This window comes from Pseudomonas frederiksbergensis (assembly GCF_001874645.1).
GTDB lineage: Bacteria > Pseudomonadota > Gammaproteobacteria > Pseudomonadales > Pseudomonadaceae > Aquipseudomonas > Aquipseudomonas frederiksbergensis_B.
The window spans coordinates 4989319-5002697 of sequence record NZ_CP017886.1; the positions used below are offsets into that span (position 1 = coordinate 4989319).

14 protein-coding genes and 1 pseudogene are annotated in these 13379 nt (G+C 57.4%); 7 read left to right on the forward strand and 8 right to left on the reverse strand.

Annotated elements, in window-relative coordinates; genetic code table 11:
- Positions 1 to 138: 138 nt before the first annotated feature.
- The 6 genes from BLL42_RS23930 (at position 139) to BLL42_RS23955 (ending at position 5755) form a co-directional block, all read left to right on the forward strand.
- Entirely contained in the window at positions 139 to 1629 is a 1491-nt protein-coding gene (locus BLL42_RS23930) for an aldehyde dehydrogenase (protein ID WP_071554774.1), read from the forward strand.
- Positions 1630 to 1681: 52 nt separating this feature from the next.
- Positions 1682 to 2980, forward strand: a complete 1299-nt coding sequence (locus BLL42_RS23935; RefSeq protein WP_071554776.1) for an NAD(P)/FAD-dependent oxidoreductase — start codon at positions 1682 to 1684, stop codon at positions 2978 to 2980.
- Positions 2981 to 3313: 333 nt separating this feature from the next.
- Positions 3314 to 3862, forward strand: coding sequence for a cupin domain-containing protein (locus tag BLL42_RS23940; protein ID WP_071554778.1), 549 nt, complete (start codon positions 3314 to 3316; stop codon positions 3860 to 3862).
- 78 nt (positions 3863 to 3940) lie between these two features.
- The gene (locus BLL42_RS23945) at positions 3941 to 4387 is read left to right on the forward strand and encodes an NUDIX hydrolase (protein ID WP_071554780.1); all 447 of its coding nucleotides are present in this window, start codon (positions 3941 to 3943) and stop codon (positions 4385 to 4387) included.
- Positions 4388 to 4665: 278 nt separating this feature from the next.
- Positions 4666 to 5175 (forward strand): GNAT family N-acetyltransferase, encoded by a 510-nt coding sequence (locus BLL42_RS23950; protein ID WP_071554782.1) that lies wholly within the window; start codon positions 4666 to 4668, stop codon positions 5173 to 5175.
- Between the two features lie 106 nt (positions 5176 to 5281).
- The gene (locus BLL42_RS23955) at positions 5282 to 5755 is read left to right on the forward strand and encodes a DUF2867 domain-containing protein (RefSeq protein WP_071554784.1); all 474 of its coding nucleotides are present in this window, start codon (positions 5282 to 5284) and stop codon (positions 5753 to 5755) included.
- A 154-nt stretch (positions 5756 to 5909) separates the two neighbouring features.
- On the opposite strand, the gene BLL42_RS23960 is transcribed toward BLL42_RS23955, so the two are convergent.
- A complete protein-coding gene (locus tag BLL42_RS23960) occupies positions 5910 to 6962 on the reverse strand; it encodes an alpha/beta hydrolase family protein (RefSeq protein ID WP_071554786.1) in 1053 nt (350 codons plus the stop codon).
- A 350-nt stretch (positions 6963 to 7312) separates the two neighbouring features.
- Positions 7313 to 7891, reverse strand: coding sequence for an S-(hydroxymethyl)glutathione synthase (gene gfa / locus BLL42_RS23965; RefSeq protein ID WP_071554788.1), 579 nt, complete (start codon positions 7889 to 7891; stop codon positions 7313 to 7315).
- A gap of 241 nt (positions 7892 to 8132) precedes the next feature.
- On the opposite strand from gfa, the pseudogene BLL42_RS23970 reads away from it, so the two are divergent.
- Positions 8133 to 8456, forward strand: a pseudogene (locus BLL42_RS23970) (XRE family transcriptional regulator); the annotation flags it as partial.
- Positions 8457 to 8661: 205 nt separating this feature from the next.
- On the opposite strand, the gene BLL42_RS23975 reads toward BLL42_RS23970, so the two are convergent.
- The 6 genes from BLL42_RS23975 to BLL42_RS24000 all read right to left on the reverse strand — a co-directional run bounded on the left by BLL42_RS23975 (position 8662) and on the right by BLL42_RS24000 (position 13353).
- Positions 8662 to 9087, reverse strand: coding sequence for a phage tail assembly chaperone (locus BLL42_RS23975; RefSeq protein WP_071554790.1), 426 nt, complete (start codon positions 9085 to 9087; stop codon positions 8662 to 8664).
- A gap of 12 nt (positions 9088 to 9099) precedes the next feature.
- Positions 9100 to 10767 (reverse strand): gp53-like domain-containing protein, encoded by a 1668-nt coding sequence (locus BLL42_RS23980; RefSeq protein WP_071554792.1) that lies wholly within the window; start codon positions 10765 to 10767, stop codon positions 9100 to 9102.
- Positions 10767 to 11348: a phage tail protein I gene (locus BLL42_RS23985; protein ID WP_071554794.1), complete on the reverse strand. Its 582-nt coding sequence runs from the start codon at positions 11346 to 11348 to the stop codon at positions 10767 to 10769. The genes BLL42_RS23980 and BLL42_RS23985 overlap by 1 nt, the downstream gene beginning before the upstream one ends.
- On the reverse strand, positions 11341 to 12462 hold the full coding sequence (locus BLL42_RS23990) for a baseplate assembly protein (RefSeq protein WP_071554796.1): 1122 nt from the start codon (positions 12460 to 12462) through the stop codon (positions 11341 to 11343). The genes BLL42_RS23985 and BLL42_RS23990 overlap by 8 nt, the downstream gene beginning before the upstream one ends.
- Positions 12446 to 12823, reverse strand: coding sequence for a GPW/gp25 family protein (locus tag BLL42_RS23995; RefSeq protein ID WP_071554798.1), 378 nt, complete (start codon positions 12821 to 12823; stop codon positions 12446 to 12448). The genes BLL42_RS23990 and BLL42_RS23995 overlap by 17 nt, the downstream gene beginning before the upstream one ends.
- A gap of 104 nt (positions 12824 to 12927) precedes the next feature.
- Positions 12928 to 13353, reverse strand: a complete 426-nt coding sequence (locus BLL42_RS24000; RefSeq protein ID WP_071554800.1) for a hypothetical protein — start codon at positions 13351 to 13353, stop codon at positions 12928 to 12930.
- Between the last annotated feature and the right edge of the window lie 26 nt (positions 13354 to 13379).

Below are 13379 nucleotides of genomic sequence, written 5' to 3' on the forward strand. Positions count from 1 at the left end.
TGATGACGGGTGAATAACCCTGTAGGAGCTGCCGAAGGCTGCGATCTTTTGATCTTGATCTTAAAAGATCGCAGCCTTCGGCAGCTCCTACGGGCCTTAGTCCGACGACTACTTACTCCTCTGCGTTGAGTCACAACCATGACAAACACTCGCAGCGACTGGGAGCAACGCTTTCAGTCCTTAACACTTGAAGGTCGGGCATTCATTGACGGCCAATACTGCTCGGCACTCAGCCGTGACACCTTTGAATGCATGAGTCCGGTGGACGGTCGTTTTTTGGCGAACATCGCCAGCACCGACGAAGCCGACGCGAATGCGGCGGTAGTGGTTGCGCGCCGGGCGTTCGAATCCGGCGTCTGGGCCAAACTGGCCCCGGCGGAGCGCAAGCGCATCCTGATTCGTTTCGCCGACCTGATTCTGGCGAACCAGGAAGAACTGGCGCTGCTGGAAACCCTCGACATGGGCAAGCCGATCAGCGACTCCATGAGCATCGACATTCCAGCGACCGCCAACGCGATCCGCTGGAGCGCCGAGGCCATCGACAAAATCTACGACGAAGTCGCGGCGACGCCGCACGATCAGTTGGGCTTGGTCACGCGTGAACCGTCGGGCGTGGTCGCGGCCATCGTGCCGTGGAACTTCCCGTTGATCATGGCCAGCTGGAAATTCGCACCGGCCCTGGCAGCGGGTAACTCGTTCATCCTCAAGCCTTCGGAAAAGTCACCGCTGACGGCGATTCGCATCGCTCAACTGGCGCTCGACGCCGGTATCCCGAAAGGCGTGTTCAACGTGCTGCCGGGCTTCGGTCACACCGTCGGCAAGGCGCTGGCGCTGCACATGGACGTCGACGTGCTGGCCTTCACCGGCTCGACCGCGATTGCCAAGCAACTGTTGATCTACGCCGGGCAAAGCAACATGAAACGCGTCTGGCTGGAAGCCGGTGGCAAAAGCCCGAACGTGGTGTTTGCCGACGCGCCGGATTTGCGCGCGGCAGCTCAAGCTGCGGCCAGTGCGATTGCCTTCAACCAGGGCGAAGTCTGCACTGCCGGTTCGCGTTTGCTGGTAGAGCGTTCGATTCGCGAGCAGTTCATTCCGCTGTTGGTGGAAGCGCTGCAAGCCTGGAAACCGGGGCATGCCCTGGACCCGACGACCACCGTCGGTGCAGTCGTCGATCAGCGTCAACTGGAGTCGGTGCTGCGCTACATCAGCATCGGCAAAGAGCAGGGCGCCGAACTGATTGCGGGCGGCATTCGCACCCTCGAAGACACCGGTGGCCTGTACGTGGAGCCGGCGATTTTCGACGGCGTGACCAACGCCATGACCATCGCCCGGGAAGAAATCTTTGGCCCGGTGCTGTCGCTGATCACCTTCGACACGGCTGAAGAAGCGCTGGCAATTGCCAACGACAGCATCTTCGGTCTGGCGGCCGGGGTCTGGACCAGCAACCTGAGCAAGGCCCACACCTTTGCTCGCGGCTTGCGCGCCGGCAGCGTCTGGGTCAACCAATACGACGGCGGCGACATGACTGCGCCGTTCGGCGGGTTCAAGCAGTCGGGTAACGGTCGGGACAAGTCGCTGCATGCGTTCGATAAATACACCGAACTCAAAGCGACCTGGATCAAGCTCTAACACTTTTACAACGGCGGTCGCAGGCGTGTGCCTGCGGCCATCGGAGACATTTATGAAGCAAAACTCTGTTAAACAAAATCATGTAAACAGCTACTACGCCGCGACCCGCAACGAGACCATCGATTTTCCGGTGCTCGAAGGATTGGTCGAGTGCGATGTCTGCGTCATCGGCGCGGGCTACACCGGTTTGTCGTCGGCCCTGTTCCTCAGTGAGGCGGGTTACAGCGTCACTGTGCTGGAAGCCGCCAAGGTCGGTTACGGCGCCAGCGGTCGCAACGGTGGTCAACTGGTCAACTCCTACAGCCGCGACGTTGATGTCATCGAAGAGCGTTATGGCGACAAGACTGCCGAAGTACTGGGCAGCATGATCTTTGAAGGCGCGGACATCATCCGTTCGCGCATCCAGCAGTACGACATCAAGTGCGACTACAAGCCCGGTGGTATTTTCGCGGCGCTGAACAAGAAGCAGCTCAAAGGCCTGGCCGAGCAGAAAAGCAGCTGGGAGCGTTACGGCAACAAGCACCTGAAAATGCTCGACGCGGCGGACATCAAGCGCGAAGTGGGTTGCGACAACTACGTCGGCGGCCTGCTGGACATGCAGGGCGGCCACATCCACCCGCTGAACCTGGCGCTGGGTGAAGCCACGGCCATCATCGGCCTGGGCGGCAAGATCTACGAGCAATCGGCGGCGGTGGAAATCACCTACGGCGAGCCGATCACCGTGCGCACCGCCAAAGGCTTGGTGCGGGCCAAGTACCTGCTGATCGCCGGTAACGCCTATTTGCCTCAGGACCTCGACAACCGCGTCACCCGCAAAAGCATGCCGTGCGGTTCACAAATCGTCGTCACCGAGCCCTTGTCGGCCAAGGTCGCCAAGAGCCTGATCAGCAACAACTACTGCGTCGAAGACTGCAACTACCTGCTCGATTACTACCGCCTGACCGCCGACAACCGTCTGCTGTACGGCGGCGGCGTGGTCTACGGTGCTCGTGAACCGGACGACATCGAGCAACTGATCCGCCCGAAAATCCTCAAGACCTTCCCGCAATTGAAGGACGTGAAGATCGACTACCGCTGGACCGGCAACTTCCTGCTGACCATGTCACGCATGCCGCAATTCGGCCGCATCGAGAAAAACGCCTACTACATGCAGGGCTACAGCGGCCACGGCGTCACTTGTTCGCACCTGGCCGGCAAACTGATCTCGGAAATGATCCGCGGCGACGCCGAACGCTTCGACGCGTTCGCCTCCTTGCCGCACATGCCGATGTTCGGCGGCCGCACCTTCCAGGCCCCGCTCACCGCCATGGGCGCCGCGTATTACGCGCTGCGTGACCGTTTCGGTATCTAAACGATGTAGCCGACAGGTATCTATACATCTTTGATGACCGCTGATAACCCGTAGGAGCTGCTGAAGGCTGCGATCTTTTGATCTTCCCCATGGCCGCCGTGCTGTTTGAGCCGGCCTAAAGGTCAAAAGATCGCAGCCTTCGGCAGCTCCTACAGGGCTATTCACCAACCTTAAAAGTCCACCATTTATCGAAGCTGCTGAGCAACACCAACAAACGTGATTTAATAGCCGCCTTTCACGGTTCCGGGACAGGGGAACGGCGTGATTCGCGGCCTCCGCGCCCACCCGCCATCCGCCCCCATTACCCTTAAGTTGCTCTCACATAAGGCTGTCATGGATACGGGTTCTCGACTCAAATTAGTACGCGAAAGCTACAAACTGTCCCAGCGTGAGCTGGCCCGGCGTAGCGGCGTCACCAATGCCACCATCTCCCTGATCGAACAAAATCGAGTCAGTCCCTCCGTCAGTTCCCTGAAAAAACTGCTCGAAAGCATTCCCATGTCTTTGGCGGACTTCTTCACCTTTGATCAACCGCCCCAAGAGCACAAATACGTCTTCCGCGCCAACGAGCAGCCCGACCTGGGCCGTGATGGCCTGCGGTTGTTGCTGATTGGCGCTTCGGTGCCGAGTCGGCAAATGCGGCTGTTGCGCGAGCAATACGCGCCGGGGGCCAGCTCTGGCGAAGAGCCGATTGTGCACTCGGAAGGGGAGGAGTGTGGGCTGGTGACGCGGGGCACGGTTGAGTTGACCGTGGATGGGCAGATCAGTGTGCTGAATGCCGGGGATGGGTACTACTTTCCGACGACGCTGCCGCACCGGTTTCGGAATATTGGGGCGGATGAGGCTGAAATTATCAGTGCCAACACCCCAGCAAACTTCTGATCTCTAAAATGGACGCTGACCTGTAGCAGCCTTCGGCCGTTGCTACAGGCATTCTTCAAAGTAAATGGACTTCACTTCATGACCACGCAACGCATCCGCGCCCTCGCACTCTGCGTCTTTCATCACGATGGAAAGATTCTGGTCAACGAGGCCTACGACCCCGTCAAACAACAGACCTTCTTCCGCCCGATCGGCGGCGGCATCGAGTTCGGCGAAACCAGCGCCCAAGCCGTTGCGCGAGAAGTACAGGAAGAACTCGGTCTACCCATCACTGATGTTCGCTTGCTCGGCACGCTTGAAAGCCTCTTCACGTACGCCGGTACTCCGGGGCACGAAATCGTGCAGGTGTACGATGCGACGTTTGTGGAGGCGAGTGTCTACGAATTGCCGCATTTGAACGCTCAAGAGAGCAATGGCGCTGCCTTCATAGCGAAGTGGCATTCTTGCGCAAGCTTCACTAACGAATCGCCGTTGGTGCCTGATGGACTTTACGAACTGCTGAAGAAAGTTTCATTGCTGGACTGACGTCTGGAATCAAAAAATAAATCCCCATTGTTTTTAACAACCTGAGTCGAACGCGGATGTTCCGTAACTCCGCTCCGAGATTGACAACCTGGATCATCCAAAACACTATCCGCTCATGACCTACACACGCCGTATGAACATGATGAGCTCCTCCATGACCGCCTCTGGCGGGCCATGAGGTCATGCGTTTGTAGGATTTGACGTAATTACCCAAGGCCCCGCCAGAAATGGACGGGGCTTTTTAGTTCTCCGTCCACCGATGGCTAACGGAGAAAGAAATGTTCCAGATTAGACGCGCCAAACAAAGCGATGCCCAATCAGCCTTCGACATTCGCCTTCAAGCGATACGGCATCAATGCATCGGCGCCTATACCACGGAGCAAATGCTGGCCTGGACGGCAGGATCAGCCAAGGACGGGTACAGCGACCTGATGGAAAAACACTTTTATCTGGGCTGTATTCAAGGTGAACCGGTGGCGACGGGAATGCTTGATCTTGAGACGAGCGAAATCGGCGCGATCTTCGTGCTTCCAGGTTTCATGCAACAAGGCATCGGCATGAGAATACTGAACCACCTGGAATGCCTGGCACGGGATCTGGGTCTGAAAGAAGTCAATCTGGACGCTACGTTGAACGCGGCTGACTTTTACCGGCGATGCGGTTACGTGGGTGACGAACCTGCTATTTACCATTCACCTTCCGGGCTTCAGTTGGCTTGTGTTCCTATGGTGAAGGGCCTGTTTCAACCCATACCGGCCGGTTGTAGCCGGCAAGTATTCACCCAGTGAACAGTTAAGGGATATTTGTCGGTAATTATGACGTAGCATGGCTGCATGATGATCTGCTTCCGATTTTATCGGGAATGGCAGCCGGGCCACTGAAAGGGATAATTTTTTGGCTACCACATCACCTGTTCACACTTTGCGTACCCTGTCCGAACTTGATTACTATGACCGCAGGTCGGTTCCGCTTCCTGTTGAAATCACCGTTCTTGACGCTTGGAACATCATGACGGCCGAACCGGGACTGCTCATGCGGCTAGCTTTCCGAACGAGGGACGCGATTTCCTCGTTATTCGGCGTGAAGCGGATCGGCGGGTTCTCCGGCGCCAGGCGAGAGACAGTACGCGCTGGCGAACAGCTGGATTTCTTTCTGGTGGAGCATAGTGCCCCCGACATGCTGGTTCTGACCGAACGTGACCGGCACCTGGATGTCATGATTTGCCTTTCGATAACAGATCGTGTGTTCACGATCACATCATCTGTCGTAACGCATAACGTCTTTGGGCGCATCTACATGTTGCCGGTAGGTCTGGCCCATAAACTGATCGTTAATAGTGATCTCAGGCGACTGAAACGAAAGCTTTAAGGGAAGTAGATTTTGGTTGTTTCAGCTTTGTCCCAGTGACCGCTCAGCCGAAAGCGGTCATTCCTAGCCAGCCGACATGACAGATTACGCGGGCGCGGAAACGGCTCCCGCGGTGTTCTTGCCGAGCACCGGCAACCCTAATACTGATGGTTTACTAAATGTCCTCTCTGTTGCCAGATGACTGCGCCAGAAACTTGGTGATCAGCGATGTAATCTGCTGTTGAATCACCTCACGCGGGCGAGCGCTGTCGCCATCCCGGCAAATGATGCCATCGCCTGGTTCTGCTTCTTCGAGCAATGCCACCGCGCCAGGTTTGCACAGCGACAAGAAGCTGAAGTGGCTTGCGTCGCTGATTTCGACGTAACGGCTTGACGCTTGGGGCAGGCGTTTGGCCAAGTTGGCGGACTCCAACTGAGCGGGAAGGTCTTGCGACGGTACGCCGGCAGCGATCACTAGCGCGGGTACCGGCAGCGCCGCAAGGCTTTCATCGGTCAGCCCGCGTGAAAGGCCCAGGTCCAGTGTAACCACCGCGGTGACGCGTTTATCGCGCAAATCGGCGGCCAAACCGGCCTTCAATGCTGAGGTGCTTGCGGGGTTCATCCGTTGATAAACGGTGCAACTGGACAACTGCGGATGGGCTTTGCAGTCACGGGCGAAGCGGTCTGGATCGAAACGAGCACCGGCGATCTCCAAGGCGGTCCAGCCGCCGAGCGAATGGCCCACCACTGCAATTCGGTCATTGGCGACCAAGCCGAATTTTTCAGGTTGAGTTGTGACCGCTTCAATGGCTCGGCTTAGATCAACGGGCCGCTGCCATAACTGCGCCGCTGCTTGAGGGCTACGGTCATGAGTGGTGCTGCCAGGGTGATTGATTGCGGCGACGATGTAACCCTTATGAGCTAGAGCACTGGCAAGCCAGATCTGGTTGCTCCAGTTACCTCTGTACCCGTGGGAGAGCACCACCAATGGATGCTTGCCAGCAGCGGGCGGCGCGTCACGAACGGCAGAAGCCCCGACGAACACCGCATCATCGGCGATCAATTGCGTGGTGGCGGTCGTTGCACTGGGGTACCAGACGACCATCTCCAGTGCGCGGTCATTGTGCGAGTCCGCCAGTGTGGAGGACTGGAAGCCGACAGGGTTATCGTCAGCGAGTGCGCTGGCAGTCAGGCAGATCAGAAACAGGGCGCCGAAAGCTGTTTTCAATGTCGTTATCTTCCTTGATCAGACAAGCGCATAGCCATCTGAAGCAGGCTGTTGGGCCCATCTCGTATGCGGTCGAAACCCAATGTTGGGTCCAGGTGAGTTGCACGGACATTAAAGCCCACATTCGCGCCGACGCGCATGATTTTCATCGTTAGCTCAACCGTTCGGTGAGAGGCGCTCTGGCGCCAGGGCGAAACGCCCACTTCTGGCCGAATTGGTATGAGCGGAATTGAAAGCTGGCGTAACCCGTTGTCTCAATACCCACAGCCCCCCGGTTAATTATGTGGGGCGCACACCATCAAAGGTGAATCGGAGCCGCGGTCCGGAAAAAAACCGCGGCGACCGATCAATCAGGCGGCGGGGAGCAGGCCTTTCTGTTTGGCGACATGAGTCGCCAGTGCGTCCATCAAGTCCGGGGACAGGCAGTCATAGGGTTCGAGGCCGATCGAGCGCAGGCGCTCGCGGATAGCCTTCATTTGCGCTGGCGGTGTGCCGGTTTCGATGATGGAGGACACGAACGCTGCGAATCCCGGCGCAGCCCATCCGCTCTGTGGCGAAAGCTCGGTGTGGACGAAGTCCAGGCCATAAAACGCATGCTCCTTGTTCTCGATGCGCCCAAAGAGATGGGCGTGACACTGCTTGCAGGCGTGGCGCTGGATGGTGGCGGTTTCGTCGACAATCGCCAGTTTTTCGCCATGGGCAATGACGCTGACCTTATCTCGAGGCACCACGGCGATGACGGCAAATATCGCGTTTTGTGGTTTCCAGCATTTGCTGCAGCCACACGCGTGGTTATGCAGCGTTTGTGCGTCGATCTTGACCTCGACCTTGTCGGTCGCACACAGGCATTGCAGGGTGCCACCTGCGAAGTTCGCGGCGGCGGGTTGGATACCATTGTCCAGTGCAGGGTGAAGTTGCAAGGTGTTCATGCTGGCGTCTCCGTTTCAGGGTGTCAGACAAAAGTGCCTGGGGCCGTGCCCCAGACCGGTAGTTCATCGGAACTCGATGACGGCGCGGATCGATTTACCTTCATGCATCAGATCGAACCGCGGCGGATTTCGAAAAGGACACAGTGCATAAACGAGTGACCTCCTTCGGTGCGACCGGTCGATTACCCAGATCAAGAATAGTCCGCGATGAGACCTCGAGCGCAGCTCGGGCCAGCGCATGGATCGCGTGAGTTTCTCCGTCAGTTCCCTCAAGAAACTGCTTGAAGGCATTCCTATGTCTTTGGCGGATTTTTTTGCCTTTGATCAGCCGCCTCGGGGACATTGGTACGTGTTTCGTGGCAATGAACAGCCGGATCTTGGCCGACATGGGGTGTGGTTGTTGCTGATTGCCGCTTCGGTGTCGAGTCGGCAGATGCGGCTGTTGCGCGAGCAATACGCGCTTGGTGCCAGTTCGGGGGAAGAGCCGATTGTACATTCGGAAGGGGAGGTGTGTGGGCTGGTGATGCGGGGGACGGTTGAGTCGACCGTGGATGGGCAGATTAGTGACGCCGAGCGCGAAAAATCCGCGCCCTAACGTGAGATAAATAGCTTCAGATTCTTTTGCACCTGTTGCAACAGAATATCAAAACAGGTCGGCCTGAACGCTCCAACTGAAGTTTAGCTCCTCCTTTGCTTCGCTCCCTTCCCAGACGCTCGTTCGTGAGCAGAGCGTACAGGACACAAAAAGGTAGTGGCGCCCCGAGGATGGTTTACCGTTCCTGCTCAATGAGCCAGGTGGGTTGAGCGGGGCGAAGTTCCTGAGAGGGGAAGTCAGGCGATTGTGGCCAGTCACGCAACTCACGCCGGTAGACTTGTAGCGCCGCGTATTGCTCGGCTGTGAGCGTGGTTGTCGGGCCACTCTCTAGCTCGTCACGGTGGCGCGCGACGACGCTGTCGGTTGTCGCCAACTGCCCGTCACGCCAGGCGCGCTCGATGTCGGCCAAATGCTCAGCACTCATTGGCGGGCGCGCAATCAGAGAGGGTGGCTCGGTATCAAAGTTGATCATGATCAGCTCTGACTGACCGCTCAAAAGCTTAGCATGCAGCTCGGGGGATATTTCGAAAGCGTCCGCTGGCAGCTCGCCGCCTAAATCGGCGTCATGAAACAGCCCAGTTGTCTTGCTGGAAAAAATCATGTTCGTACCCCCTTAAATCCCGAAGGCCAACACACGCACCGCCGATTGACTGGCGGTGTAGTTGGATTGCAAAAGTACCTGCCCAAGACCATTTGGCATGCCTGCTACGAAGGGCGTCCCGGCACTGTCGTAAATGGCGCTATCCGTCAGGCTGACGTGGCAGCCAAAATGCATGCCGGGAAAGGCGATTGGCAGGTTGAAGGCAGCGGCCTTAAAGGCTGAAAGAAAGCTCGCGGTAAACCATTGCATGATCAAACCTGACGGCAGCTTCTGATAGCCCGACGTACCCAACAGACAGCCCCACGGCCGTGTTTTGCCGACGACACCCGTGCCGGTCAGCAGCCAATAGTTGGTGCCGATGTACATGCAATCAACGTGGGAATCTGGCGGAATCGACCGCGTTGCGGCGGTCCATGAACTATCAATGTTTTCCTGCATCTTGTCCGCGCCTTGCACGTTCAGATACAGGGTGGTGATCCCCCAATTCTGCACCCGAATCACCGCACCGACCGGGATGCTGTTCGCGGTGGCGTCAGGCAGGCTATAGGCGTTGGTCCCCGAACCGGAGCAATGAACCACCCCGCCAACGTGCGCGACGATCCCGACCGTTGGGCCGGCGAAAGACCAAAAGCCTGACAACTGATGCCCCCTGGCTTGTGCCGCCGCCGTGCTCATAACCTGGTCGCTGACATCAAAGCGGGGCGGCTGTGAAGTTTTCGGAATTCCGCGCAATACCGGACTGATAAAGTCCGATTGCTGCAACTGCACGTTGGTGCCATCACAGAACAGCAAAGAGGATGTGTTTGGCGTGATAACGATCCCGGCGCCCATCGCCGTCCTCACCGTCACCGTAAAGGCGCCTGTCGTGATGTTTTGCATTTGGAACCGGGCGGCCGCGCTGGGTACGATTACCGTTTTGTTGCCAGTCAACACACCTGATAGGTACACAATGCCTGTACCCAGTTGAGTCGCTGTCAGCGCAATGCTGCCGGCCCCCGCGATGTTCACTGAACCCGCGCCATTGATAGCAGCCTGGACAAATTCGGTGTTCGCTACCGACTTATCGTTGTCCCCAGGGGGCGGCGTGGGGGTTATCGGGTTGCCGGTCAGGTTGATACTGTCAAAGTCGCTCTGCTGCTGAGCAATGGTGTTTGCACCCGTCACAAACAACAGAGTTGAAGTGCCCTGCGTTACTGCAACCCCCGAACCGCCCGCCGTTTTCACAATCAAGGAAAAGGCGCCATCGGTGCCATTGACCACCTGATAACGCGCGGGCAATGTCGGCACGATGATCGTCCGGCTACCGGTGAGAGTCCCGTACAGACTCAGCGTTCCGGTCCCGGCCTGAGCCGCCGACAGCGTTAGAACGCCAGAGCCCGAGACATCAATGAACGTATTTCCGTGCACTACCGTACGCACGAATTCAGTGTTCGACACGGACAAATCATTGTCCCCGGCTAGCGGGGTTGGCGCCTTTGGGTCACCCGTGAACGTCGGGCTCGCCAACGGTGCTGCATCATTGATGATTTTCTGAATCTGATCCCTGAGCCACTTGGTGCGACTCGCAAGCTGTTTTGCCTGGAGGTTATCGATACCTTCCGGCCCGCCCAACACAGGATCTGAAGTTTCGAGCTGATAGACACCGAGTGCCCATTCATTTGATTCGGGTAGATCGGCCATTAGCTGCTCCCATGATTGTATTGGCCGTCGCGGCGGGCAATTCCGTTGTGCCGGATGGCTACTGACTGATAGTCGAGCGACACCAGACGGCAACGAGTCGGTGCGACGGAAAGTAGAAGGCGACGCAAGAGCGCCGCCTGATCGTTGGTAATGACGCGCTGGAGATACACTCGGTAAAGCGCCCACGCTGAAGGGGCACCATGGACGTGACTCCCATCCCTGGTGATGGAGCCGTTGTGCACCTGGTTGTTCAAGCCTTCCAGCAGGACCACCTCGCCGAAACCCAGCAGCCGAATAACCTCGCGCATCGCCCAGGGCGTGCCTTTGAAGCGATGCAGCTCGGCGGCGCTCTTGATCAGGTTGCGCTTGACCTCCTCAGACTCGGCCAACATCCAGGCGGCCTCATCGAGGAGCGAGAACTGATCGGCCAAGGTTGGCAGCAGTGACGTTTTCACCAGGTCGATCAGGTAGACCAACATCACGTTGAGATCGAGTTCGGCCAACGTCTCGTCAAGCAGCTCACAGAGCAGCGCAAAACGTTCATCACCGGCCAACGCGGGCGGCAGTTGCTGATCAGCCATAAGCCACCCCGGCATCGATCAGATGGATCGAGGTGCAGTTCGCCCACTCGTTGCCCTGCAGTTCGCGTAGAGCCGCAGGCAATTCCAAATCGGCGCGGTAGACACCAGTCACTTGGAGCAGTGCAGTCAATTGCTCCTGGACAATATCCCGCCCGAGTCCGGCCCGACGCTCGATGGCATACGCGTCAGCGGCTGCTTGCGCGGCAGCCATGGCTGCTACGCGATCCGCGTTGGCGTAGAAAGTGATCTGCGCCTTGATCTGATAGTCCACCTCGGTCGGTGATAATGAGTGAACCGTGTCGCATAAGGGACGAACCTTTTCGCCACTGACCTGATTCTTGACCCTTTGCAGCAGGTCGTCCGAGGGCAATCCGTTGGTGGTCAACGGGTACAGCGCGACATGACCATCGGGTTGCCCTTCGTCCGGCCCATGCACGGCGACATCAATAATCGACTGATGCACGGCCAACGCGTGGTAGCGATAGGCGCCGCGACTACCGGCATTGCTGAACGCCTCAGGCGCCAGGATGATCCGCTCACGGTAACGGTCATCCTCTTCGTCCTCGACACCGTCAGTCGTGACGCTGGTGTTACTGGCGACCAGACCCGCTGCTGGCGAGGTACCGATGCTGCTGATCTGCCCGATAGTCCAACCATTACCCAACTCACCAGCACTCAGGCATGTCGCAGTGACAGTCACCTGGGTCTGCCCCACGGCAATAACAACATCCCGATCCGTCACGAACGTCAGCTTCGCATCCTGGGTACTGACCTGAGTACCAACCGCAATCAACAACGGTTCTGTAACAGCGGCGGGCATGCGGAAACGCAAAGGGCATCGAGCGGGTTGTGCCAAGAGCCTGGGTGTAGCCACCAATTCACCGAGGTAGTCGAGGATCGGTCCGCGTGCGAAACGCACCAGGAGCTGCTCGCCTGCGTTCTGAATACCCATCTGCAACCGAGTGGCGGCATAGGCAATCTGGTCGATGTACAGGCGTTCGATCTGGGCCGGGTACAAGGTTTTGCCGGACTTTTTCTCATAGCGGGCAATCAGTTCGGCTTCAAGCGCAGCAGGATCAATCTTGATGAACTCGGGTTTAGGCAGCTCGCGCATAAGGCACCTCGGTCACTTGGGTGATCCCATTAGCGACACGCCAGAGCACTCTCACGGTGATCTGCACTTCATCTATAAGGACTTGCACCTGGACCACCGTGACGCGGGTTTCCCAAATACGAATGGCATCGACCGTTTCGCGCACCAGGTGCGGAGTCACACGGTTGGTAGGCCAGTCGAGGTAGAGGTGAAGATCGCTGCCAAACTCTGGCCGATGAGGATCACTGCCCTTGGGCGTGGTCATGATGATGCGAATAGACTGGTCAATATCGCGCAGGCCTTCGACCACCTCACCCGAGGTGCCGAGGGCGGGCTGCCAGTGAGCAGCGGTGATGCGGGTGTAGGGAGTGGGCGTTGTCATGCGCCCATGGTGTGGTATCCGCTGGGCAGGGGCTTTTAATCGAGTTTAAAGACAGGCATTGAAAAACCCCTGTTCAGGGGCTTTTTGATTGGGGCAATAACTAATTACTGATTTTCGGCTGGCGCTGAAGACTTTAAAAGTTTAGGGGCCAATTCCATCCATTTATCAGGACGGTCTTGTTCGAAATTGCAAACCACAAGGTGCTGGATTTGCCCAGACTCAAGTTTTTCAAGAAGCCTGTCACTTACATGAAAGGCAACGACTACCTCGTAAGAGGTGTAGTTCTTAAAGGTTCTGTCAGCCTCAAGGCTATAAACGACATTACCGACCTTGATCTGGTCACCATTCTTTAGCTTGTTCAATGCAACGGAGTCAAAAGCCCCGCGAAGAAAGTCGTCAGCAAGCTTTTTGGCGACAATGAAAATATGTACGGTGTTGCCCTTCTCGAGGCGGTCGCTAGCAAACGCCAGCGCTGCGTTTTTTTCCTCAGCTGTTAAGTGTTCTGATGAAAAATAGTATCTCTCAGTCATTGGACGTCCTTTGTCGAATACGGCGA

Excerpts from the sequence above, each read along its gene's own strand:
- BLL42_RS23930 (WP_071554774.1), top strand. The coding sequence starts at position 139 with ATGACAAACACTCGCAGCGACTGGGAGCAACGCTTTCAGTCCTTAACA.
- BLL42_RS23935 (WP_071554776.1), top strand. The coding sequence starts at position 1,682 with ATGAAGCAAAACTCTGTTAAACAAAATCATGTAAACAGCTACTACGCC.
- BLL42_RS23940 (WP_071554778.1), top strand. The coding sequence starts at position 3,314 with ATGGATACGGGTTCTCGACTCAAATTAGTACGCGAAAGCTACAAACTG.
- BLL42_RS23945 (WP_071554780.1), top strand. The coding sequence starts at position 3,941 with ATGACCACGCAACGCATCCGCGCCCTCGCACTCTGCGTCTTTCATCAC.
- BLL42_RS23950 (WP_071554782.1), top strand. The coding sequence starts at position 4,666 with ATGTTCCAGATTAGACGCGCCAAACAAAGCGATGCCCAATCAGCCTTC.
- gfa (WP_071554788.1), bottom strand. The coding sequence starts at position 7,891 with ATGAACACCTTGCAACTTCACCCTGCACTGGACAATGGTATCCAACCC.
- BLL42_RS23975 (WP_071554790.1), bottom strand. The coding sequence starts at position 9,087 with ATGATTTTTTCCAGCAAGACAACTGGGCTGTTTCATGACGCCGATTTA.
- BLL42_RS23980 (WP_071554792.1), bottom strand. The coding sequence starts at position 10,767 with ATGGCCGATCTACCCGAATCAAATGAATGGGCACTCGGTGTCTATCAG.
- BLL42_RS23985 (WP_071554794.1), bottom strand. The coding sequence starts at position 11,348 with ATGGCTGATCAGCAACTGCCGCCCGCGTTGGCCGGTGATGAACGTTTT.
- BLL42_RS23990 (WP_071554796.1), bottom strand. The coding sequence starts at position 12,462 with ATGCGCGAGCTGCCTAAACCCGAGTTCATCAAGATTGATCCTGCTGCG.
- BLL42_RS23995 (WP_071554798.1), bottom strand. The coding sequence starts at position 12,823 with ATGACAACGCCCACTCCCTACACCCGCATCACCGCTGCTCACTGGCAG.
- BLL42_RS24000 (WP_071554800.1), bottom strand. The coding sequence starts at position 13,353 with ATGACTGAGAGATACTATTTTTCATCAGAACACTTAACAGCTGAGGAA.